The 20,793-nt window shown below is 40.7% G+C and carries 20 protein-coding genes; 2 read left to right on the forward strand and 18 right to left on the reverse strand.

The features are described 5' to 3' along the window. The gene (smc, locus tag CDZ88_RS09005) at positions 1–3,567 is read right to left on the reverse strand and encodes a chromosome segregation protein SMC (protein ID WP_100373234.1); all 3,567 of its coding nucleotides are present in this window, start codon (positions 3,565–3,567) and stop codon (positions 1–3) included. 166 nt (positions 3,568–3,733) lie between these two features. On the opposite strand from smc, the gene CDZ88_RS09010 reads away from it, so the two are divergent. Further along, positions 3,734–3,958, forward strand: coding sequence for a DUF1128 domain-containing protein (locus CDZ88_RS09010; RefSeq protein WP_100373235.1), 225 nt, complete (start codon positions 3,734–3,736; stop codon positions 3,956–3,958). A 55-nt stretch (positions 3,959–4,013) separates the two neighbouring features. Here the strand turns inward: CDZ88_RS09010 and rnc are convergent, their stop codons facing one another. From rnc to CDZ88_RS09070, 12 genes are all read right to left on the reverse strand, one after another. Further along, positions 4,014–4,805, reverse strand: a complete 792-nt coding sequence (gene rnc / locus CDZ88_RS09015; RefSeq protein WP_100373236.1) for a ribonuclease III — start codon at positions 4,803–4,805, stop codon at positions 4,014–4,016. Between the two features lie 98 nt (positions 4,806–4,903). After that, complete coding sequence (gene acpP, locus CDZ88_RS09020; RefSeq protein WP_100373237.1) at positions 4,904–5,137, reverse strand: acyl carrier protein; 234 nt, start codon at positions 5,135–5,137, stop codon at positions 4,904–4,906. 90 nt (positions 5,138–5,227) lie between these two features. After that, complete coding sequence (gene fabG, locus CDZ88_RS09025; RefSeq protein ID WP_100373238.1) at positions 5,228–5,971, reverse strand: 3-oxoacyl-[acyl-carrier-protein] reductase; 744 nt, start codon at positions 5,969–5,971, stop codon at positions 5,228–5,230. After that, on the reverse strand, positions 5,971–6,918 hold the full coding sequence (gene fabD / locus CDZ88_RS09030; protein ID WP_100373239.1) for an ACP S-malonyltransferase: 948 nt from the start codon (positions 6,916–6,918) through the stop codon (positions 5,971–5,973). The genes fabG and fabD overlap by 1 nt, the downstream gene beginning before the upstream one ends. A gap of 33 nt (positions 6,919–6,951) precedes the next feature. Next, positions 6,952–7,941 (reverse strand): phosphate acyltransferase PlsX, encoded by a 990-nt coding sequence (gene plsX, locus CDZ88_RS09035; protein ID WP_100373240.1) that lies wholly within the window; start codon positions 7,939–7,941, stop codon positions 6,952–6,954. Continuing rightward, positions 7,938–8,525 (reverse strand): transcription factor FapR, encoded by a 588-nt coding sequence (fapR, locus tag CDZ88_RS09040; protein WP_100374646.1) that lies wholly within the window; start codon positions 8,523–8,525, stop codon positions 7,938–7,940. Before fapR ends, plsX begins: the two co-directional genes overlap by 4 nt. A 153-nt stretch (positions 8,526–8,678) precedes the next feature. Continuing rightward, positions 8,679–10,727 carry an ATP-dependent DNA helicase RecG gene (gene recG / locus CDZ88_RS09045; RefSeq protein ID WP_100373241.1) on the reverse strand — a complete coding sequence of 683 codons (2,049 nt, stop codon included), beginning with the start codon at positions 10,725–10,727 and terminating at the stop codon, positions 8,679–8,681. Beyond that, on the reverse strand, positions 10,724–11,611 hold the full coding sequence (gene sdaAA, locus CDZ88_RS09050) for an L-serine ammonia-lyase, iron-sulfur-dependent, subunit alpha (protein ID WP_100373242.1): 888 nt from the start codon (positions 11,609–11,611) through the stop codon (positions 10,724–10,726). Before sdaAA ends, recG begins: the two co-directional genes overlap by 4 nt. Before the next feature lie 27 nt (positions 11,612–11,638). Then, on the reverse strand, positions 11,639–12,301 hold the full coding sequence (gene sdaAB, locus CDZ88_RS09055) for an L-serine ammonia-lyase, iron-sulfur-dependent subunit beta (RefSeq protein WP_100373243.1): 663 nt from the start codon (positions 12,299–12,301) through the stop codon (positions 11,639–11,641). A gap of 100 nt (positions 12,302–12,401) precedes the next feature. Further along, the gene (locus CDZ88_RS09060) at positions 12,402–13,262 is read right to left on the reverse strand and encodes a DegV family protein (RefSeq protein WP_332849223.1); all 861 of its coding nucleotides are present in this window, start codon (positions 13,260–13,262) and stop codon (positions 12,402–12,404) included. A 23-nt stretch (positions 13,263–13,285) separates the two neighbouring features. Continuing rightward, on the reverse strand, positions 13,286–14,971 hold the full coding sequence (locus CDZ88_RS09065; RefSeq protein ID WP_100373245.1) for a DAK2 domain-containing protein: 1,686 nt from the start codon (positions 14,969–14,971) through the stop codon (positions 13,286–13,288). A 23-nt stretch (positions 14,972–14,994) separates the two neighbouring features. Further along, on the reverse strand, positions 14,995–15,357 hold the full coding sequence (locus CDZ88_RS09070; RefSeq protein WP_100373246.1) for an Asp23/Gls24 family envelope stress response protein: 363 nt from the start codon (positions 15,355–15,357) through the stop codon (positions 14,995–14,997). Between the two features lie 225 nt (positions 15,358–15,582). Between CDZ88_RS09070 and rpmB the strand changes: the two genes are divergently transcribed. Further along, positions 15,583–15,771: a 50S ribosomal protein L28 gene (gene rpmB, locus CDZ88_RS09075; protein WP_100373247.1), complete on the forward strand. Its 189-nt coding sequence runs from the start codon at positions 15,583–15,585 to the stop codon at positions 15,769–15,771. Positions 15,772–15,822: 51 nt separating this feature from the next. Here the strand turns inward: rpmB and spoVM are convergent, their stop codons facing one another. The 5 genes from spoVM to CDZ88_RS09100 all read right to left on the reverse strand — a co-directional run bounded on the left by spoVM (position 15,823) and on the right by CDZ88_RS09100 (position 20,768). Next, positions 15,823–15,903, reverse strand: a complete 81-nt coding sequence (gene spoVM, locus CDZ88_RS09080; protein WP_100373248.1) for a stage V sporulation protein SpoVM — start codon at positions 15,901–15,903, stop codon at positions 15,823–15,825. 419 nt (positions 15,904–16,322) lie between these two features. Then, complete coding sequence (rpe, locus tag CDZ88_RS09085) at positions 16,323–16,967, reverse strand: ribulose-phosphate 3-epimerase (RefSeq protein ID WP_100373249.1); 645 nt, start codon at positions 16,965–16,967, stop codon at positions 16,323–16,325. 2 nt (positions 16,968–16,969) lie between these two features. Continuing rightward, entirely contained in the window at positions 16,970–17,851 is an 882-nt protein-coding gene (rsgA, locus tag CDZ88_RS09090) for a ribosome small subunit-dependent GTPase A (RefSeq protein WP_100373250.1), read from the reverse strand. A gap of 74 nt (positions 17,852–17,925) precedes the next feature. Next, a complete protein-coding gene (pknB, locus tag CDZ88_RS09095) occupies positions 17,926–20,013 on the reverse strand; it encodes a Stk1 family PASTA domain-containing Ser/Thr kinase (RefSeq protein ID WP_100373251.1) in 2,088 nt (695 codons plus the stop codon). 5 nt (positions 20,014–20,018) lie between these two features. Beyond that, positions 20,019–20,768 carry a Stp1/IreP family PP2C-type Ser/Thr phosphatase gene (locus CDZ88_RS09100; RefSeq protein ID WP_100373252.1) on the reverse strand — a complete coding sequence of 250 codons (750 nt, stop codon included), beginning with the start codon at positions 20,766–20,768 and terminating at the stop codon, positions 20,019–20,021. Positions 20,769–20,793: the final 25 nt, after the last annotated feature.

Raw genomic sequence — 20,793 nt, forward strand, 5'->3', positions numbered from 1 at the left:
CTAAGTTTTAAGTAGTTGCTTTGATTCTTCTAAGCGGACAGACACTAATCGTGATACACCTGATTCTTGCATGGTCACACCATATAAGACATCTGCTTCTTCCATAGTCCCTTTACGGTGGGTAATAACGATAAATTGTGTAGACACACTAAAGTCTTTTAGATAATGGGCAAAACGACTAACATTCGCCTCATCTAGTGCCGCTTCCACTTCATCTAATACACAAAACGGAACAGGCCTTACTTTTAAGATCGCAAATAATAATGCAATCGCCGTTAGTGCTCGCTCACCGCCAGATAAAAGACCTAAATGCTGAAGCTTTTTACCTGGGGGGCGTACCATAATCTCGACCCCTGTTTCGAGGAGATCTTCTGGGTTTGTAAGGACGAGATCCGCTTCTCCCCCACCAAATAATTCAGAAAAGACGCCTTTAAATTCTTTCTGAATCATTCGATATGTCTCTTCAAAACGTTTAGTCATTTCTGAATCCATTTCTGTAATGACTTCATGTAAGGTTGCTTTTGCTTCTAATAGATCGGTTTGTTGCTCTGTTAAAAAGTCGAAACGTTCTTTGACGCGTTCATACTCATCAATTGCTCCGAGGTTGACTGAGCCTAGTTCTTCAATCGCTAATTTGATCAACTTCACTTTCGTCCTAGCATCACTTGCATCCATTTTAAGTGTATAAGATGCTCGTGCCGCTTCATAAGAGAGTTCATACTCTTGTCTAAGGTGATTCAAACGATTGTCGAGTTCTACATCTAAGCGGTTCACTCGCACTTCAATTTGACGGCATTCATCTGCTATTAATCGATGCTCACCTTGTTGAACATTAATCGTGGCTTCTAGCTTTACATATGCATTGTCTAAATTTTCACGTTCTGTTTTCATCTTAGAAAGTGTATCAACGACTTTTTCTTTACGTTTTTTCTGTTCTTCAATTCGAATACCAATCGTATCTTCACCATCTGTCCGGTGCTCTGACTCTGTAACCAAAAGCGTCCATTGGTCTTTAAGATCAACAAACTCATTGGAACGTTCTTGCAGAAGTGACTGTGTTTGAATAAGTTGTCCGTGCAAGCTGTTGTATCGCTCGTTCGCGGCAGCAAATTCAATTTTCGTTTCATTTAATTCGTTGGCAATCGTTTCTTTTGACGATTGCTGCTGCTTCCGACGTTCTTCAAGGTCTTTAATTAATTCTTCAAGTGTTTGTGCTTTCTGCTTCATCAGAGCTTCTTTATGCTCTAACTCTTCTAACCGCAGAGATAAGCGCTCTACTTCGGAAGTGAAGCTCGATTGTTCTCGGTCATAACGCTTAAAGCGGTCTTCCATCGTCGTTGCTTGAAATTCAAGTTCGCGTAAGGCGCTCTTAGTTTCTTGATAGTCACTTTTTGTTTCTTCTACTTTAAGACGAAGCTCTTCCAATTCTACTTCTAGCAGCATTACATTTTCTTTAAGTTGTTTGACTTCTTGCTCGAGTGTATAGGAGGATTCTTTCAACTTTGATAGTTTCTCGGTTAGTTCCTCTAGCTCTCGCTTACGTCCTAGTAGCGGCGTTTGCTTTTGCTTTATGCTCCCACCTGTCATCGAACCACCAGGATTTACAACATCACCCTCAAGCGTGACAATGCGGTACCTGTGATTAGCTAACCGAGCTAGTTGATTAGCTCCTTCTAAATCTTTAGCAATAATGACTTGTCCAAGTAACTGCGAAAAAAGTTGCTCATAACGTTTATCAAAGGACAACAACTCGGAAGCGATCCCGACAAATGCGGGTTGCTGTTTTAAAGCATGTAGTAAGTGATCAGGAAGTTGCCTACTTTTCATCACAGGTAGAGGTAAGAATGTTGCTCTGCCAAGTCGATGTTGTTTAAGAAAAGCAATCGCTCGTCTCGCGCTCTGCTCTGTCTCGACAACTATATGTTGGGTGGACCCGCCTAGTGCGATTTCTAGAGCCGTCTCGTATTGTTTAGGAACAATTGTTAATTCTGCAACAGCCCCCACAATTCCTTCGAGCTGCCCACCTCTCGCTTTTAAAATTTCTTTTACTCCATGAAAGAAACCTGAAAAATCGGCTTGTAATTCTTCTAGCACCTCAGCACGAGATTGCATTTTTTGTAAGAGCTGATACGCCTCATACAAGGTTGCTTCTCGCTTTTGATAACGTACGCGAACTTGCTCTAGCTCGGTTTGTTTTTCTCGATGCGCTTTGACTGTGTTATTTAATGCTTGTTCTTTATTGTGAAACGCTCGCTGTGCTTCATCTTGCCTACCATGAATACCTTCGCGATTCACTAATAAATCTTCATTCTCTTCGACCAAGCGTGTTTGCTTTACGGTTTGTTGACGCTTTTGTTCGAGAAGATAGTTTCGTTCATTGCGAATCGATGCTTGTTCATTTAACACTTCAATATAATCCGACTTCATCCGATCAAGCTCTTGCTCAACATCTTCCTCACTGAGTTTCAGTTCCTTCTCTTGCTCTTTCATTTGAGAACGAAGCAGATCTAGAGTTGTTTTCGCTTTTTTGACACGTTCTTCTTTTTCCTGATACTCACATTCAAGCGTTTTTTTCTGCTCTTGAGCCTTTTCAAGCGATTTCGCTAGTTGCTCTTTATTTTGTGTGACATTTTTCTTACGTTCTTTTAATACCTCGCGCTTACCTTCGTTCTTCTCTAGCTCTTCACTGACTGCTAATAACTCTTCTTGAGCATCGTTTACCTCGGAGTCAATTTTTTGGGAACGTTCACGTAATGATTTTAGTTCACCTTCCATAGACAAGAGTTTATGATGACGGCTTTCATACTCTACCTGAAGCTCTTGTAACTTCGCTTTTTCATCATTCCAATTCGTGTGAAGCTCTTCAATCTCGTGGACCATCAGAGCTGTTTCATGTTCTTTTAGTTCCGCTTTTTGGCCTAAATAATCTTTAGCGATCGACGCTTGGATTTGCAAAGGCTCTACTTGAACTCTAAGCTCGTGCAAAATGTCTTCTACACGGAGTAAGTTCTCTTGTGTCTCATGTAATCGTTTTTCAGCTTTCACTTTACGCGTCTTATATTTCAATACACCAGCTGCTTCTTCAAAGATAACGCGGCGATCTTCAGCCTTACTACTTAGGATCTCTTCTACTTTACCTTGTCCAATGATTGAGTACGCCTCGCGCCCTAGTCCAGAGTCAAGAAATAAATCAATAATATCTTTTAGCCTACAAGGCTGCTTATTAATTAAATATTCACTATCCCCAGAGCGATACACCCGTCTTGTAACACTGACTTCACTATAGTCAATAGATAGATGCTGGTCTTCATTATCTAAAATTAGGCTCACTTCTGCGTAATTCAATCGCTTGCGTGAGTCACTTCCAGCGAAGATAATATCCTCCATCTTAGCCCCACGTAAAGACTTTGCAGACTGTTCACCTAATACCCAACGTACGGCATCTGAAATATTACTTTTCCCACTCCCATTTGGGCCAACAACTGCTGTGACCCCTGGGACAAATTCAATGTTCATTTGTTCTGCAAATGATTTAAATCCTACGACCTCTAGCCGTTTGAGGAACATATTCTTTCCCCCTAACCTTGATTAACAACTTTCCTATTTTACCATAATAGCGAACCTAATAACATCCGTCGTTTAAAATGAGTCAATCACTTTCTAATCATGTGCGACAAATGGCTATCCATGTGATACGATAGAGATGAATACGATATCAGATGAGGTGTTCTTATTGGATTTAACATCAACAAGCCGTGAAAATATTGAGTTTATGATTGAAGAGATTAAAGGTAAATTGCAAATTGTTAATGCTGGTGCATTAAAAGCACAAAGCTTCGACACTGACCAATATGAAGATTTGCACGAAATCTATGAAATGATTATGAGTAAATCATCTTTTTCAGTAAGCGAACTAGATGCGATCATTTCAGAACTCGGGAAAATGAGAAAAAAATAACAAAAAAACGTGCTTCCCTTACAGGGTGGCACGTTTTTTTGTTATCTTGTTAGACCTAACTTCTTGGTTTGTCACTTAGCTTAATTAATGCTTCTTGAGCAGCATGTTGTTCTGCTTCTTTCTTCGATCGGCCTGTGCCGACTCCAAGTGTCTCATCATTTAAATGAACTTCCGAGACAAATTCACGGTTATGAGCAGGTCCAATTTCCTGCACAATAATATATTGAATTTGACCGAGGTTATCTCGTTGTATAAATTCTTGCAATTGACTTTTAAAATCCATCATATGAGAAAAAGCACCATCGTTAATTTTCGGATAGATCGTTTGATTCAGAAACTGATAAACAGCTTCAAGTCCTTGATCAAGGTAAAGGGCGCCAATAAATGACTCAAATACATCAGCAAGAAGCGCAGGTCGCTCGCGTCCACCTGTCAACTCTTCTCCCTTACCTAATAAAACTAGGCGACCAAAGTCAAGCTCTTGCGCGAACTGAGCAAGTGACGGTTCACATACAATCGATGCACGTAATTTTGTCATCTCACCTTCGCTCATTGAGCTGAATTTCTTGTAAAGAAATTGCGAAACTGCTAATTCCAATACAGCATCACCTAAAAATTCAAGTCGTTCGTTATCCTGAAAGGAATAGATGCGGTGCTCATTCACATAGGATGAATGAGTAAAAGCTTGTGTTAGTAACTTTTGATTTTCAAATGTCAAATTCGTCAGCTTTAAAAGATCTTCAAACTGTTGTTTTTGATCTTCAGTCAATGTTAGCCGACGTTGATGACGTCTACGATCTTGATAGTTTGACCTTAATTTACGATGATTCTTAGAAGATTGCGGCATGTTGACCTCCAACACTTTGAAAATTTGCTATCCGAAATATAAAACTGTCATTTTGGAAAACAAGTCCCACATGTTCGGCATATGGGACTCTTCATCAACTACTGACGGCTGTTTATGTAATCAACGACATCAGTAACTGTCGAAATTTTCTCAGCTTCTTCATCAGAGATTTCAAGATCGAATTCATCTTCAAGCTCCATAACAAGCTCAACAACATCTAATGAATCTGCGCCTAAATCATCTTTGAATGAAGCTTCAAGTTTCACATCAGCCTCTTCAACACCAAGACGATCAACAACGATCTTCGTTACACGTGATAATGTATCTGCCATTTACGTTCACCTCCTCTCAAGTATTTGTTAAAAGCTAGATGAATTTTAACGGTAAGCGATTCATCTGTCAATAGTCAATCTAGTTAACGACTATTGCATAACCATCCCGCCATCAACATTTAGTGTTTGACCTGTCATATATGCCGCATCATCACTAGCTAAAAAGCGCACTACAGCAGCAATGTGTTTTGGATCTCCAAGTGACCCTAACGGAATTTGGCCAAGCATCATCGTTTTCATTTCTTCTGTTAACTCATCTGTCATGTCGGTTGTAATGAAACCTGGTGCAACAGCATTCACTAAGATATTACGGTTTGCAAGTTCCTTTGCCATTGTCTTCGTTAGACCAATGACCCCAGCTTTTGCAGCTACGTAGTTAGCTTGTCCTGCATTTCCAAGTATGCCCACAACAGAAGCAATGTTAATAATTCGGCCGTAACGTTGTTTCATCATCTGACGAGTCACAGCTTTTGAGCAATTAAATACCCCTTTAAGATTTGTGTTAATGACTGCATCCCAGTCCTCTTCCTTCATTCGCATGATCAAGTTATCACGCGTGATGCCTGCATTATTCACTAAAATATCGACTCGACCAAACGTTTCAATCGCTTCTTTCATCATCGCTTGAACACTGTCAGTATTAGCTACGTCAGCTTGAATCGCCACAGCTTGCACGCCAAGGTCTTTACATTCAGCGACCACTTCCAAAGCGCGGCCCTCGCTGCCTGCATAATTGACCACAACATGTGCACCGTTTCGAGCTAGTTCTAGTGCAATCGCTTTTCCGATTCCACGTGAAGCCCCTGTTACTACAGCTACTTTTTCTTGTAACATTAATTCTTCACCTCTTCTAGTTTATCAATCATCTTCTGTAAACTTTCACGGTCACTGACAGCAAAGGCTTTGGCACGACGATTCACTTTTTTTACTAGCCCCGTCAAAACATTACCAGTACCGACTTCTACAAATGTGTCCACTCCAAATTCGAGTAATGCGTTTACGGTTTCTTCCCACCTAACAGGAGAATACACTTGTTGGATTAAATGATCTTCAATACTTGATGCATTCGTCTGTGCAGTAGCTGTAACATTAGCAATGACAGGAATTTTCGCATTCTCTACATTCAGATCTCGTAATACAGTTTTTAATTTTTCACTTGCAGGTTTCATTAGGGAAGAATGGAACGGTCCACTAACAGTCAATGGGATGACACGCTTTGCCCCTTTTTCTTTTGCTTGTTCGCCGGCAAGCTCGACCCCTTTAGCCGACCCTGAGATAACAATTTGACCAGGACAATTTAAGTTTGCTAGTTCCGCAACATCACCATTGGCTTGTACCTTTAGACACACCTCTGTTAGAAGGTCTTGATCCAACCCTAAAACGGCAGCCATTGCCCCTTCTCCAAACGGTACCGCTTCTTCCATAAACACCCCGCGCTTATGTACAGCATAAACAGCATCTTCAAATGACAAAGCACCCGCTGCTACAAGTGCACTGTACTCGCCTAAGCTATGTCCAGCTGCATAATCGGCTTCAATACCTGCTTCTTTAAGTAACTGAAGAACCGCCACACTCACTGTAACAAGGGCGGGTTGTGTATGTTCTGTACGGCGTAAAGTTTCTTCTGGTCCTTCTGCCATAATCTCAGATAATGAATAGCCTAATTTCTCATCCGCACGCTTAATCACGTCCGCACAAATAGACTCATCCTTACTAAGTTGAACGCCCATACCTACTGCTTGAGACCCTTGTCCTGGAAATAAAAATGCAATTTTACCCATTTTGTTCCTCCAAATGATTGTATGTCGTCTTTCCTACACATCTACTTTCGATACTTCTTCTGCGACAATCGTCGTTACCTTCTCATTTACCATATCACGCGCTTGTCTGATTGCATGAAACAGAGCGACCTCATCTGATGATCCATGTGCTTTAATAACAGGAGCACGAAGTCCAAATAAACCTGCACCACCGTATTCTGAATAACTTAATTGGCTTTTGATATCTTTAAAGCTTGATTTAAGCATTCCGGCAGCCAATTTATTTTTAACAGATTTCGTTAACTCTGATTTCAACAAAGAAAATAAAGTTCCTGCTGTTCCTTCAATTGTTTTTAAAACTAGATTGCCAGAAAAGCCATCACAAACGACAACATCTGCTACTCCGTTCATTAAGTCACGCGCTTCAACATTTCCAACAAAGTTAATATTGGCCTCTTCAAGTAACGGATAGGCAGCTTTTGTTAGTTCATTGCCCTTGCCACCTTCTGTTCCTACATTAAGTAATCCAACACGAGGGTTTTTTACTTTACGGACGTTTTCCATGTAGGTATGTCCAATAATGGCATACTGCAACAAGTGCTCGGGTTTCGCATCCATATTAGCACCAACATCAAGAAGTAAAAATCCATTTCCATCAAGAGTCGGTAACATCGGAGAGAGAGCAGGACGGTCGATCCCTTTAATTCGACCAACATATAACAGACCCGCTGTCATTAGTGCTCCTGTATTCCCAGCAGATATACTGGCATCTGCTCGTCCTTCTTTGACTTCTTTCACACAAAGAACCATCGAGGCTTCTTTTTTTCTTCGAACTGCTGTCGTAGGTTGATCGGTATCTTCAATTTTTTCTGTTGTATGTAAGATCGTTATGTTTGTATCATTTTTTAGAAACGGCTTAATCTTCGCCTCATCCCCAACAAGTGTCACTTCTACATCTGAAAAAGCTTTCACTGCTTCTTGGGCTGCCTCAACTTGCGCTTTAGGAGCATGGTCGCCTCCCATTGCATCTATGGCAATCTTCATCTCTCATTCTCCTTTTTAGTCAATTGACCGAGTTCGTTATCACGGTACATGACAAATTCACCTGAGAATACTAATTCTTGTTCTACATAGCTTTCCACCTGAACCTCGGTTCGTCCTTGTTCACTTGTGGTTACACGCGCTTTAGCAATCACTCGCTCTCCTGCCTTAACTTGTCTAGTAAAGCGAATCCCTGCGCTTTGAGTCAGAGCTAAAGGATCATCGATAATTGCTACAGCAAGCGAATTCGCTTGAGCAAATAAGTGATGGCCCCTTGCAATCCCTGAACGAGTAAATACATGTTCATTCCCAACATCAAGAATCGAAATCGCTCGCTCATCAAGTTGTAAATCGACAATTTCACCGATGACTTCATCTGGATTTAATGCTCGAACATCATCTAGCTGTTGTTTGGCAACGTCTTTTATTCTTTCTCGTAATTCAGGAATGGCAAGCTCCATCCGATCAAGCCTGACCGTTTGGATACTAACAGAAAAACGTTGGGCAAGCTCTTCATCAGTCATAAATGGGTTGCTTGCCAACGTTTCTTGCAAGATCGATTGGCGTTCTTTTTTACTTCGTTTCATACCGAACATGACCACCCTTTACCTTCTTCAAGACATCTATCTATAAAAAATGCGTACCTCTTGTAGACGGCCCTTGCTCATCATCCACCATTATACTTTTATATGACTAGGTACTAAGAGTAGTATATAATTCATAGTCAATGATTTCAATAGTTAATCGAGCTTTTCACCAGCAAGAACACCTGATTGTTCGAGATATTGTCGCAAATAGTGATAGATTGGATCTTGCCAAAAAGAAGAGTGGTTAACTAATTCTGCTGCATCTTGCCTAGCCACTTCAAGTGCCCGGTAATCATGTACGACATCAGCTACTTTAAAATTAGGCAAACCACTTTGTTTAGAGCCAAAGAAGTCACCCGGCCCTCTGAGTTCTAAATCTCTTTCAGACAATACAAATCCATCATTTGTTTCAGTCATAATTCTCATTCGTTCCTTACCAACTTCAGACTTCGGATCAGCTAACAGTACACAATAAGACTGGGCTTCCCCACGCCCTACCCTTCCTCTGAGCTGATGAAGCTGACTTAGCCCAAAACGCTCGGCATCATAAATAACCATAACCGTGGCATTCGGAACATTTACACCTACTTCAACAACTGTCGTCGAGACAAGAATTTGTGTCTTATTTTGACTAAACTCCTCCATCACTTCATCTTTTTCTGAGGAATGCAATCTACCATGCATCAATCCTACTGCAAATTTCCCTTCAAAATGCTGCCGCAAAATGATGTGAACATCGATCGCATTTTGTACATCAATCTTCTCTGATTCCTCGATCAATGGACAGATGACATACGCCTGCCTTCCCGCTACAAGCTCTCGCTCCATAAAAGCTAAGACACGTTCTAACATATCGTGCTTTGCCCAATACGTTTCAATCGCCTTTCTACCCGCAGGCATCTCATCAATGATTGAGACGTCCATATCACCAAATACTGAAATAGCTAATGTGCGGGGGATTGGTGTCGCTGTCATAAATAACACATCAGGATTTTCCCCTTTATCACGCAAGACTCTCCGTTGCTCGACACCAAATCGATGCTGTTCATCCGTAATAACTAGCCCCAAATTGGAAAAGATCACATCTTCTTGAATCAAAGCATGGGTTCCGACAGCGATTTTGAGTTCACCACTCGCTAAACGCTCTAAACGTTCTTTCCGTCTTTTCCCTTTGACAGAACCCGATAAAAGTTCCACTTCAATATCGAATGGTTCCATTAACGATTTCAAGGAAGCCACATGTTGTTCAGCGAGAATCTCTGTCGGTACCATCAGCGCAGCTTGTTTCCCGGTCATCACGACTGCATACATACACACGGCAGCAACAACTGTCTTACCCGACCCCACATCACCTTGTAGTAATCGATTCATGCGATACGCAGACTGAATATCCGTTAATATTTCTCGAACGACACGCTCTTGCGCTCCTGTTAATGGGAAAGGGAGTGAGGAAGTAAATTGTTCTACCTGTTTTTGGTCAATTCGTAATGCCACGCCTTCGGTTTGTTCTCGATTAACTTTCCGATACGCTTGCATTTTCAATTGGAAGAACAGAAATTCCTCATACACCATCCTTCTTCTCGCATGCTTTGTTGCTTCATCTTTTGATGGGTAATGCAAACGGTAAATGGCTTCTTTTTTCGATGGGAGTTTATATTTTGATAAGAAACTAGATGGAAGTGGTTCTGGAATTTGATCTGCAAACTGTTGCAGTGCTTGGTAAATATACTTTTTTAGGGCCTTACTTGTTAATTTACCGGAGACAGAATAAATCGGAACAATCGTCTGCTCTTTTTCTACACGACCAGGGTAACATTCACTTCCCGCGATCGTCATTCTATGTTGATCCCACTTTCCGGTTACGGTTATTTCTTCTCCGACTTGAAAGTATTTCTTTAGAAATGCCCGATTAAAAAAAGTAACCGTAATCAGAAGTTGGTTTACTAGAACACGAACAGACATCCGATTTTTCTTCTTTCCATAGTACCTAATAGATGCCTCACTCTGAACGGTTCCGACAATCGTTACTCGCTCATCATGTGTGACATCATGAAGATCTTTTAATTGATAATCTTCATACCGAAACGGAAAATGCTCCAATAAATCTTGTACCGTGTAAACATTCATACCAGCCATTTGCTTCGCTGTTTCCTCACCGACACCTTTCACTTCTGAAACAGGCAGGTTCATGGCTTGATTCATTTTTTATCAAGCGAGACACCAAAGATTTTCGCTTCTAGTTCTCGTGCAGTTGGCGTCGCCGCTAATCCACCTTGCGCAGTTTCCCGAAGAGCTTCAGGCATGGTTTGCCCAATTTTATACATCGCATCAATCACTTCATCACATGGAATGCGACTTGTAATGCCCGCTAAGGCCATATCTGCTGCAACAATAGCATTCGATGCACCCATTGCATTTCTCTTCACACAAGGCACCTCAACTAAGCCAGCTACAGGGTCACAGACGAGACCCAGCATATTTTTAAGAGCAATTGCCATGGCTTCAGCTGATTGACTTGGTGTCCCTCCGGCAAGTTCTACTAAGGCTGCAGCAGCCATCCCTGTTGCTGAGCCAACTTCCGCTTGACACCCTCCAGCTGCACCAGAAATAGAAGCATTGTTAGCCACAACAAATCCACATGCACCAGCTACAAACAAATACCCAATCATCTCTTCCTCTGATGGATTAAGCTTGTTCTTCATTCCAAATAGTACACCTGGGACTACGCCTGCTGCACCCGCTGTTGGGGTGGCACAAATCGTTCCCATTGCAGCATTAACTTCATTCGTCGCTACGGCTTTACTCACGGAATCTAATAAAACTTCACTTGATAGGTATTGCCTTTTTTTAATGTATTCTTGAAGCTTAACGGCATCGCCTCCTGTTAAACCAGATACAGAGCGAACATCCTCTGTAATTCCACGTTCAACTGCCGCTGCCATGACTTTTAAGTTTTCTTTCATTTGATTGATGATAATTTCTCTAGATTTGCCACTCACTTCAACTTCTTGACGAATCATTACTTCTGATAAACGAATCCCTTGTGATTCCGCTAACTCAACAAGTTCTGCTATATTTCGAAACATGATATATCCTCCTTCTTCACTCTAAAACTAGTCATGGATCTTTGTTACTTTCACAATATTCGGCAAAGCCTCAAGCTCTCTCAATAGCGCATTTTCTACATTTTGATCGACCTCAATCACCATCAAAGCCTCTTTCCCTTTTTCTTTACGGGAAACTTCCATATGACCAATATTAATTTCATGTTTAGCTAACACATTAGAAACACCAGCAATGACCCCGTAACGATCATTATGAACCACCAAAATAGCTGGATGATTTCCTGATAAGCGAAGGCTAAAACCATTTAATTCAACAATCTCAATCTTTCCTCCACCAATTGAAATCCCAACAAGCTCAATCTGAATGTCACCTTTTGATAAGACAACTTTTGCGGTGTTAGGATGATCCGTCAAAGCTTCTTCCTCATAAAAATGAACCTCTAAGTTTTGATCTTTGGCAATTGACAGCGCATTCGTAATTCTAGAATCAAATGTATCAAAGTCAAGGATTCCTCCAACAATAGCTACATCTGTTCCATGCCCACGATATGTTTTGGCAAACGAACCATACAAATAAATATCCGCTCTATCTGGCAACTCAGAGAATAATGTTCTCGCGACTCGACCGATTCTCGCAGCCCCCGCTGTATGTGAACTAGATGGACCAATCATAACAGGACCAATAATGTCAAAAACTGTACGATACTTCATTCTCATTCCCTCCACACAAGTACTTGTTGAATTTTTTCTTTTGCCTATGAACGAAAAAATATCCCTACCTAACTAATAGTAGGTAGGAATATCCATTTGTTTATTCTGCTTTTGTCACAGACAAAGCCACAGTACCCGGACCAACATGCGCTCCAATTACCGCGCCAATATCTGTCAAAACGTATGAAACTACATTAAATTCAACCTTCATCCGCTCCATTAATTCTGCAGCTAATTGGTCATTTACAGCATGTGACACACCAATATGAATACGGTCCTTGCCATACTGTTCTGTTAATGCGTCCATGATGCGATTAATCGCTTTTTTCTGTCCACGAACTTTTTCATATGGACAAACTTCACCTTCCTCTGTCAAAGAGAGAATAGGTTTTATTTTCAGTAAAGAACCAATCATCGCAGAAGCTTTCCCAATACGCCCGTTCTTTTGTAGAAACTCCAATGTATCTACTAAGAAGTAAACCGTTGTTTCCTTCAATAAAGCATCCAAACGCTCTAAACATTGTTCAAGACTCCGACCTTCTTGAACCATGTTCGCTACTTCGACAACAATAATACCAATTGCATAAGACGCACGCTTGGAATCAATGACATGGATTCTCTCCGATTCTTCAAGTGACTGTTTAGCAATCATTGCCGCTTGGTATGTACCACTCATTTTAGACGAGAGATGAATAGAGAGAATGATCACATCTTCCTCGTTTAACAAGTCCCGATAAAGCTCTTCAAACTGATAAGGTGTTGGCTGAGACGTCGATGGAATCGTATCTTCATTGGAAATCTTCTCATAAAATTGTTTAGACGTTAGTGTCACACCATCTTGGTAGACTTCATCCTCTGAGAAGATAACGTTTAAAGGAATCATCGTAATGCCTAATTGATCAGCTAGTTCCTGTGGAATATCAGATGTACTATCTGTTACTACTTTTATTTTTGTCAACACAATCGCTCCCCGTAACTTACACGTTATTCAACTGAGAAGATATACGAATATAAAGGTTGATGACCAAGTTGGATATCAATCTCTACCTCAGGGTACGCCTCTTCAATGAATGATACGAGTTGCTTCGTTTGTTGCTCCGTAGCATCTTCTCCTTGTAAGATTGTTATAATCTCACTGTCCTCATCCATTAGAGTGTTCAATAATTCTTTTGTAACCTCGACCATGTCTTTTCCTGAGCTTACTATCTTCTTCTCAGCAATTCCCATGAAATCGTCTTTTTTAATATCAACGCCATCAATACTCGTATCTCGGACTGCAAACGTAACTTGCCCTGTTTTCACTAAAGCCATAGCTTCTTTCATCGAATCAGCATTGACGGATAATTCTTCTGTTGGGTTAAACGACAATAGAGCTGCGAGTCCTTGAGGTACCGTTTTTGACGGAACAACAACCGCATCTGCTTCTACAACTTGAGCAGCTTGTTCAGCAGCCATAATGATGTTTCCATTGTTTGGTAAGATGATGACTTTTTTCGCATTAGCATCTTCAATTGCCTTCACGATATCCTCTGTACTTGGGTTCATTGTTTGGCCACCTTGAATCACTTTGCTAGCACCCAAACCTTCAAATAACTTCGCAATACCACTTCCCATTGATACAGTGATAATCGCATATTCACTTTTTTCTTTTGTTGCTGTCGCTATGGTTTGTTCTTCACCGTAAAATGCCTTTGTTTCATCTAACAAATGAGTGTGTTGTTCACGCATGTTCTCAATCTTAACATTAATGAGTTGACCAAACCGTTGAGCTTTTGTTAGAACTTCTCCTGGCTCTTCAGCATGAATATGAACTTTCAAAAGATCTTCATCCGAGACCACTAGAAGAGAATCTCCACATTCATTTAACTCATTACGAAATGCAGACTCGTCAAATGGGGTCGCCGCCAACTTGTCCTCATCAAAGCGAACCATTACTTCTGTACAATAACCAAATTCAATATCCTCTGTCGACATATGGCTTTGTGCATTGTGATGTTGAATTTTAACAAGGTCGTCCATATGCGGTTGCTCTGGCAATGAATCAGACAATTCCTCGCCCTTTAACACCGCTAGGAATCCTTCATAAATGTAAACAAGGCCTTGTCCACCAGAATCCACCACACCGACTTCTTTTAAGACTGGTAGCAAATCAGGCGTGCGTTTTAAAGAGGCTTTAGCTTCTTTTAAGACTTCTTCCATTAATGCAACGACATCTTTTTCATGCTTTGCTACTTTCACAGCATGTCTAGCAGCATCTTTAGCAACCGTTAAGATTGTTCCTTCAACAGGCTTCATAACGGCTTTATAAGCTGTTTCTACCCCATGCTCTAATGCTTTAGCGAGATCTTCAGCCTGAATGGAACCTTTTCCTTCGATATCTTTTGAGAATCCGCGGAATAGTTGAGACAATATTACCCCTGAGTTTCCTCGCGCTCCCATTAGGAGCCCCTTTGCAAAAGAGGCAGCAACCTTACCTGCATTATCACTTACTTGTGCTTTAACTTCCTTCACACCAGATGTAATGGATAAATTCATATTCGTACCCGTATCACCATCTGGAACTGGAAAGACATTTAGTGAATCCACAATCTTAACATGTTTTGATAAATTAACTGCCCCTTCAACAAACATGTGGGCAAGTTTTTTTCCTTCGATCATATTAACTGACACTACAAGTTCCTCCTAACTACACCTTACGGATTCGTAACGCGGACGCCTTGAACAAAAATATTCACGGAATCAACATCTAACCCTAACATTTGTTCTAATTGATACTTTACTTTAGTCTGTACGTTGTATGCCACTTCTGATATCTTTGTTCCATAGCTCACAATGATATACATATCAATATGTATGCGATCCTCATCTTCACGGATGACAACACCACGACGAAAATTTTCTTTTCCTAACAAATCAGATAAGCCATCTTTAATTTGCTTTTGCGAGGCCATGCCAATAATTCCGTAACAATCAACAGCCGCTCCACCAACGATCGTTGCTACTACATCTTTAGAAACATCGATAACACCTAGCTGGGTTTTCATTTCAATGGACATGAATGATTCCTCCTTCTCGAATTCAAGACTTCGGTCATTATCGTCATTTTACTATATTCAAAAGGTTTTTAAAAGCTGTTTCGAAAACTGAGCCTTTTTATAGGGTGTCAAGTGAGTTTACTTGATAAACTTTCCTTTATTCTATTGCAATCAAATAGGCGCTGTGCTACTATAGTCAAGTATGATTTCTGTAGTCATCGTTAATGTAATAAGGAGGTGCAGGTCATGGCTCGTAAATGTGTAATTACTGGAAAACAAGCTAGAAGCGGCAACAAGCGTTCTCACGCATTGAATAAAACAAAACGCCGTTGGGGTGTTAACGTTCAAAAGGTTCGTATTTTAGTAGATGGTAAGCCTAAGCGTGTATACGTATCTACTCGCGCACTAAAATCTGGTAAAGTAGAACGCGTTTAATTCTATTTGATCCATACAAAAAAGCACCGTGCTTACGGTGCTTTTTTGCGTTCACCCCTTTTTGAATGAGTTCAGCATCGCCCTTACAAATCCACCTAAAAATTTGGGCAGTTTGATCGTGTAAAATCTCATAGCTCCTCCTCCTCAACGTGAATCAACACGGAGATAATGATAAAGAAACTCAGCTCACAGCTACAGATAGCGCGTAGCGAAGTTGCCTTTATCCTTTCATAATAAAATGAGTAAAAATAATAAAGAAAGGATAAAAACAAAGAATCATTTCTACTAGTATATTCATCAGCAACGAACTATTCCTCTTTTTTATTGACCCCTTCTTAAAAAGTTGATTCAGTATGCAACCTTGTCTTTCTAGTCTTATACATATGCCAGACCCTTGTAGATATGTCAGTTTACTTAAGGGAAAGCGACGATTGCCCTACACAATATAATACTACATATATGCAATAACTTAGTCTGTCGTTCCTAAAACCTTCTTTGACAAAAAAAGAAGCAACATGGTCGTATCGACCAACGTTGCTCCTTAACCAAACTCATCCTCTAATGGCAGCAATGGCTGCTTTACGATCTTCTTTATTGTAAATCGCTGATCCTGCAACCAATACATTGGCTCCGGCCTCTACACATTGTCTTGCGGTATCTGGATTAACTCCACCATCTACTTCAATTTCTATCTTATATCCGTGTTTTTTAATATATGTAGCTGCTTCTTTGATCTTCGGTAAAACAGACGGAATAAAGGATTGCCCGCCAAATCCTGGATTCACAGTCATAAACAAGATCATATCTAAATCTTGGACAATTGGTTTAATTGTTTCAAAAGACGTCGCAGGGTTTAAAACCACACCGGCTTTTAGTCCCTGTTCTTTAATAAGGTGAATAGTGCGGTGAAGATGCGAGCAAGCTTCCACATGTACGGTGATAATATCTGCTCCTGCACGAGCAAATTGCTCAATGTATTGATCAGGATTCTGAATCATTAAATGCACATCTAGAGGTAAATTTGTAATTGGTTTAATTGCTTCAACTATAAGGGGGCCAATCGTAATGTTAGGGACAAAATGTCCATCCATCACATCCACATGAATATAGTCTGCTCCCCCTTCTTCTACTTCTTTAATATCTGCTCCCAGTGTTGCAAAGTTAGCTGATAGGATGGACGGTGCGATTTTTATCATTGTTAGTACCTCCGTTTTTGATTCTTAATTTCATCAAGAAATTGCAAATAATGATCATATCGATGTTGAATAATCTCACCTTGGTCTAGTGCATCTTTTACTGCACATTTTGGTTCAGAAGTATGAGTGCAGCCTCTAAACTTGCAATACTCGTGACGTCGAGCCATTTCTGGAAAATAGCTTGATAGTTCTTCATGCTCCATCTCAATAAAGTCTAAGGAGCTAAATCCAGGTGTATCCGCAATAAGGCCCGTACCAATTGGTAGCAACTCTACATGCCTAGTCGTATGTTTCCCCCGCCCTAAATGCGTTGAAATTTCGTTTGTTTCTATAGCTAGTTCAGGCTTTAATACATTTAGTAGTGAAGATTTCCCTACGCCTGATTGACCTGCAACGACGGTAATCTTATTCCCAGTATGTGTTAAAACCTCGTCAATACCGCCATCGATTGTCGTAGATGTTATTAATACTTGATAGCCGATCTCTTCGTATTGTGCTTTATAGTCAACAATCGCTTGATAATCAGCTTCTGTCAATAGATCTGCCTTAGATATAACAATGAGAGGTTCAATTTTATTTGCTTCAATATGTACTAGAAAACGATCTAGTAATAGAGTACTAAAATCAGGTTCTTTTGCTGAGAACACAAGCAAAGCTTGATCCACATTGGCAATTGGTGGCCTAATTAATTCATTTTTTCTTTCGAATACATCTAAGACGTATCCATCTGTGCGATTTTCTGCTTCAAACTCTACACGGTCTCCGACAAGTGGTTTAATCTTTCGTTTTCTGAAATTCCCTCGACCGCGACATTGAAACAAGCCGTCTTCGTTTTGTACATAATAGAAACCACTTAAAGCTTTTACAATCAACCCTATCGCCATGCATGACCTCCTCAAATCTTCTTCCTACCCTACAAAAAGCAGAGGACTTAGCTTACATACTAAGCCCTCTACTCTTAATCAATCGTATATTGTTTCGAGCTATGTGCCAAGGTTTCATTGACATACACATCAAATGAACCAGGGTACGTCTCACTTACCTCAAGTGGAATAGAATAGATTTTCGTCTCAGAAATAGATTCTTCTACAAACACTTGATCAGAACCTTCCGTTGTTGCGTCACGGTAGACAATCCGAATGGCATACTCGTTCCCTGCCGCTTGATCTTCTTCAGATACATCAACAGGCTGGTTCACGTCGTATTGTTTTGTGACAGGTTCACTATCTTCTTCTGGTTGTGGATCTGGCTCTTGTGGTGTCTCAGGTGGTTCCGTAGGCTCAGGGGGCGGCTGTACTTCTCTTGGTCCTCTTGAAACAATAATCTGAACATCATCCCCAGCCCGAACACTTGTGAAAGCACCAGGAGATTGTCGAATGACTAGACCTTCATCAACAGTATCTGAATATTCTTCTTGGAAACGACCATTTAAGCCTACCTCATTCAAGTATTCTTTTACCGCTTCTTCTCGTTCACCTTCTAGATTACGTAATCGAATGTCTGACTGAACGGCATAAGTTAAATAAATCGTTGTCTCACCTGCTAACACAAGCTCACCAGCATTCGGTCGTTGATCTAGAACAATACCCGGTGCCTCAGAAGAGTCTTCTCGCTCAATCCGTTCGACTGTAAACCCTTGATCACTTAACAATTCTTCAGCGCGGTCAACAGGAAGACCCGTCACATCGTCTAATTCAATGCCTTCTTCCTGACCATTTACATAGAGTATGACTCTCGATTGTTCCTTCACCTTCGATCCAGCTCGTTGACTTTGTCGCGCAACATGACCAGGATCTACCTCTTCGGTTTCTATTTCTTCTCGCTCAACCATTAAATTTAAACGAAGAAGATCTTCCTCAGCCTCTTCAAACGGTTTCCCAACTACATCTGGCACTTCCACTTCTGCAACATAGAATAGGTTTGGAAATAGCACAAGTGCCGCTACCGCTGATCCAAGAACTAGAAATAGCGTGATAAGAATCCCCCATAACCAACGCTTCTTTTTCTTGCTTGGTTGAGGTGGCTCACTCGGACCTTGGTTTTGTGGCTGGCCCATCTTTTTGTCCTTTGAAATAATTGGTGTAGGTGGAATCGTAGGTTGACTAGATGTTACCTCAATCGTTTTATCAATGTCATCCTCACTTAATTGCTCGTCTCTAATAATGGGAATGGCTTTTGTTTTTTCATCTTCTTCATCCATCAACGTAAACATAGGTTCATTTAAACGTTCAGGATCTAAAACTGTCTCAACATCTTCCTCCATCTCAGTGACAGTAGGGTATCGCTTTTCAGGATCTTTAATCGTTGCTTGTCGAATCACGTTTTCGATACTCTGAGGTAATTCAGGAACGATCGTTTTTGCTGATGGAATCTCACTTTGTAGATGTTTAATCGCAATCGAGACAGCAGTATCCCCTTTAAATGGTAATGTCCCTGTCACCATTTCATAAAGAACAATTCCAAGTGAATAGATATCAGAACGATACGTTACATGTCCACCTCGCGCTTGTTCTGGTGATAAGTAATGGACAGAACCCATGACAGAGTTCGTATGGGTAATTGTTGCTGAAGAAATTGCTCGAGCAATTCCAAAGTCGGCAACTTTAGCCACCCCGTCTTCACTCACTAAAATATTATGTGGCTTAATATCACGGTGAATGATTTGATTAGCATGTGCATGTGAAATGGCGGCCATCATTTGTTTAAATAAATCAAGCACTCGTTCTGTTTTAAGGGGCCCCTCTTGTTGTATGAGCTCTTTTAAAGTTAGTCCTCTTACATATTCCATGACGATGTAGTAAGTATTACCTTCTTCTCCCACATCATAAATGTTTACCACATTAGGATGATTGAGGCTTGTTGCTGCTTGTGCTTCACGGCGAAAACGTTTGATGAACTGTTCATCTTCTGAAAACTGTGGTTGGAGTACTTTCACGGCGACGTGGCGATCTAAAATGACGTCTAATGCTAGATAAACATTTGCCATCCCACCGCCACCGATCGTTTCAAGAATTTGATAACGATCTGCAATTCGTTGACCTAACATTCCCTTCACCTAGCCTTATATGGTTCAGTCGGATATTGGACGATAGCTATTGAGATGTTGTCTTCTCCACCACGTTCATTTGCTTTTACAATACATGCTTCAGCCTTCGCCTCTAACGGTTGATCTCCAGTGATGATTGCTTTTAGTTCATCTTGTTCAACTTTATTAGACAATCCGTCTGAACAAAGCACAATTACTTGGTCTGCTTCCACTTGTAACGTTTGAACATCAACCTTGATGGTTGTCTCCGTTCCAAGGGCCCGAAGCAAAACATTTTTTCTTGGGTGATGCTCCGCCTCTGCTTCAGTAATTTGTCCTGTATTAACTAATTCTTGAACTAAAGAGTGATCAGACGTTTTCTGTGTAAATCCAAATTCATTGTTGATATACACTCTGCTGTCTCCAACGTGAGCCATTGTGATAAATTCCTCTGTACACATCGTAACGACAATGGTTGTACCCATTCCTTGGCACTCTTTATTCACTTGTGCATGGTCATAAAGATACTTGTTTAGATCTTCACATTGTTTTTTTAGCCATATCTCAGCATCTTTGGCATTAAAGGATTCATCAACATTTGCCCATTTTTTTTCGAAATAAGAAACGGACATAGAGCTCGCTACATCACCCGCTAAGTGCCCACCCATACCATCAGCAACGATAGCTAGGACACCGTACTCATTTTTAAATACACCCACGCTATCTTCGTTGTGCGAGCGTACTTTTCCGACATTGGTTTGAAACGTATAGTGCATGCTCTAGATCACCTCAGCTCTTCAC

Source organism: Bacillus sp. FJAT-45037 (genome assembly GCF_002797325.1).
Taxonomy (GTDB): Bacteria; Bacillota; Bacilli; order Bacillales; family Bacillaceae_D; genus Alkalihalophilus.

Excerpts from the sequence above, each read along its gene's own strand:
- smc (WP_100373234.1), bottom strand. The coding sequence starts at position 3,567 with ATGTTCCTCAAACGGCTAGAGGTCGTAGGATTTAAATCATTTGCAGAA.
- rnc (WP_100373236.1), bottom strand. The coding sequence starts at position 4,805 with ATGCCGCAATCTTCTAAGAATCATCGTAAATTAAGGTCAAACTATCAA.
- acpP (WP_100373237.1), bottom strand. The coding sequence starts at position 5,137 with ATGGCAGATACATTATCACGTGTAACGAAGATCGTTGTTGATCGTCTT.
- fabG (WP_100373238.1), bottom strand. The coding sequence starts at position 5,971 with ATGTTACAAGAAAAAGTAGCTGTAGTAACAGGGGCTTCACGTGGAATC.
- fabD (WP_100373239.1), bottom strand. The coding sequence starts at position 6,918 with ATGGGTAAAATTGCATTTTTATTTCCAGGACAAGGGTCTCAAGCAGTA.
- plsX (WP_100373240.1), bottom strand. The coding sequence starts at position 7,941 with ATGAAGATTGCCATAGATGCAATGGGAGGCGACCATGCTCCTAAAGCG.
- fapR (WP_100374646.1), bottom strand. The coding sequence starts at position 8,525 with ATGAAACGAAGTAAAAAAGAACGCCAATCGATCTTGCAAGAAACGTTG.
- recG (WP_100373241.1), bottom strand. The coding sequence starts at position 10,727 with ATGAATCAAGCCATGAACCTGCCTGTTTCAGAAGTGAAAGGTGTCGGT.
- sdaAA (WP_100373242.1), bottom strand. The coding sequence starts at position 11,611 with ATGTTTCGAAATATAGCAGAACTTGTTGAGTTAGCGGAATCACAAGGG.
- sdaAB (WP_100373243.1), bottom strand. The coding sequence starts at position 12,301 with ATGAAGTATCGTACAGTTTTTGACATTATTGGTCCTGTTATGATTGGT.
- CDZ88_RS09070 (WP_100373246.1), bottom strand. The coding sequence starts at position 15,357 with ATGTCCATTGAAATGAAAACCCAGCTAGGTGTTATCGATGTTTCTAAA.
- rpmB (WP_100373247.1), top strand. The coding sequence starts at position 15,583 with ATGGCTCGTAAATGTGTAATTACTGGAAAACAAGCTAGAAGCGGCAAC.
- spoVM (WP_100373248.1), bottom strand. The coding sequence starts at position 15,903 with ATGAGATTTTACACGATCAAACTGCCCAAATTTTTAGGTGGATTTGTA.
- rpe (WP_100373249.1), bottom strand. The coding sequence starts at position 16,967 with ATGATAAAAATCGCACCGTCCATCCTATCAGCTAACTTTGCAACACTG.
- rsgA (WP_100373250.1), bottom strand. The coding sequence starts at position 17,851 with ATGGCGATAGGGTTGATTGTAAAAGCTTTAAGTGGTTTCTATTATGTA.
- pknB (WP_100373251.1), bottom strand. The coding sequence starts at position 20,013 with ATGTTAGGTCAACGAATTGCAGATCGTTATCAAATTCTTGAAACGATC.
- CDZ88_RS09100 (WP_100373252.1), bottom strand. The coding sequence starts at position 20,768 with ATGCACTATACGTTTCAAACCAATGTCGGAAAAGTACGCTCGCACAAC.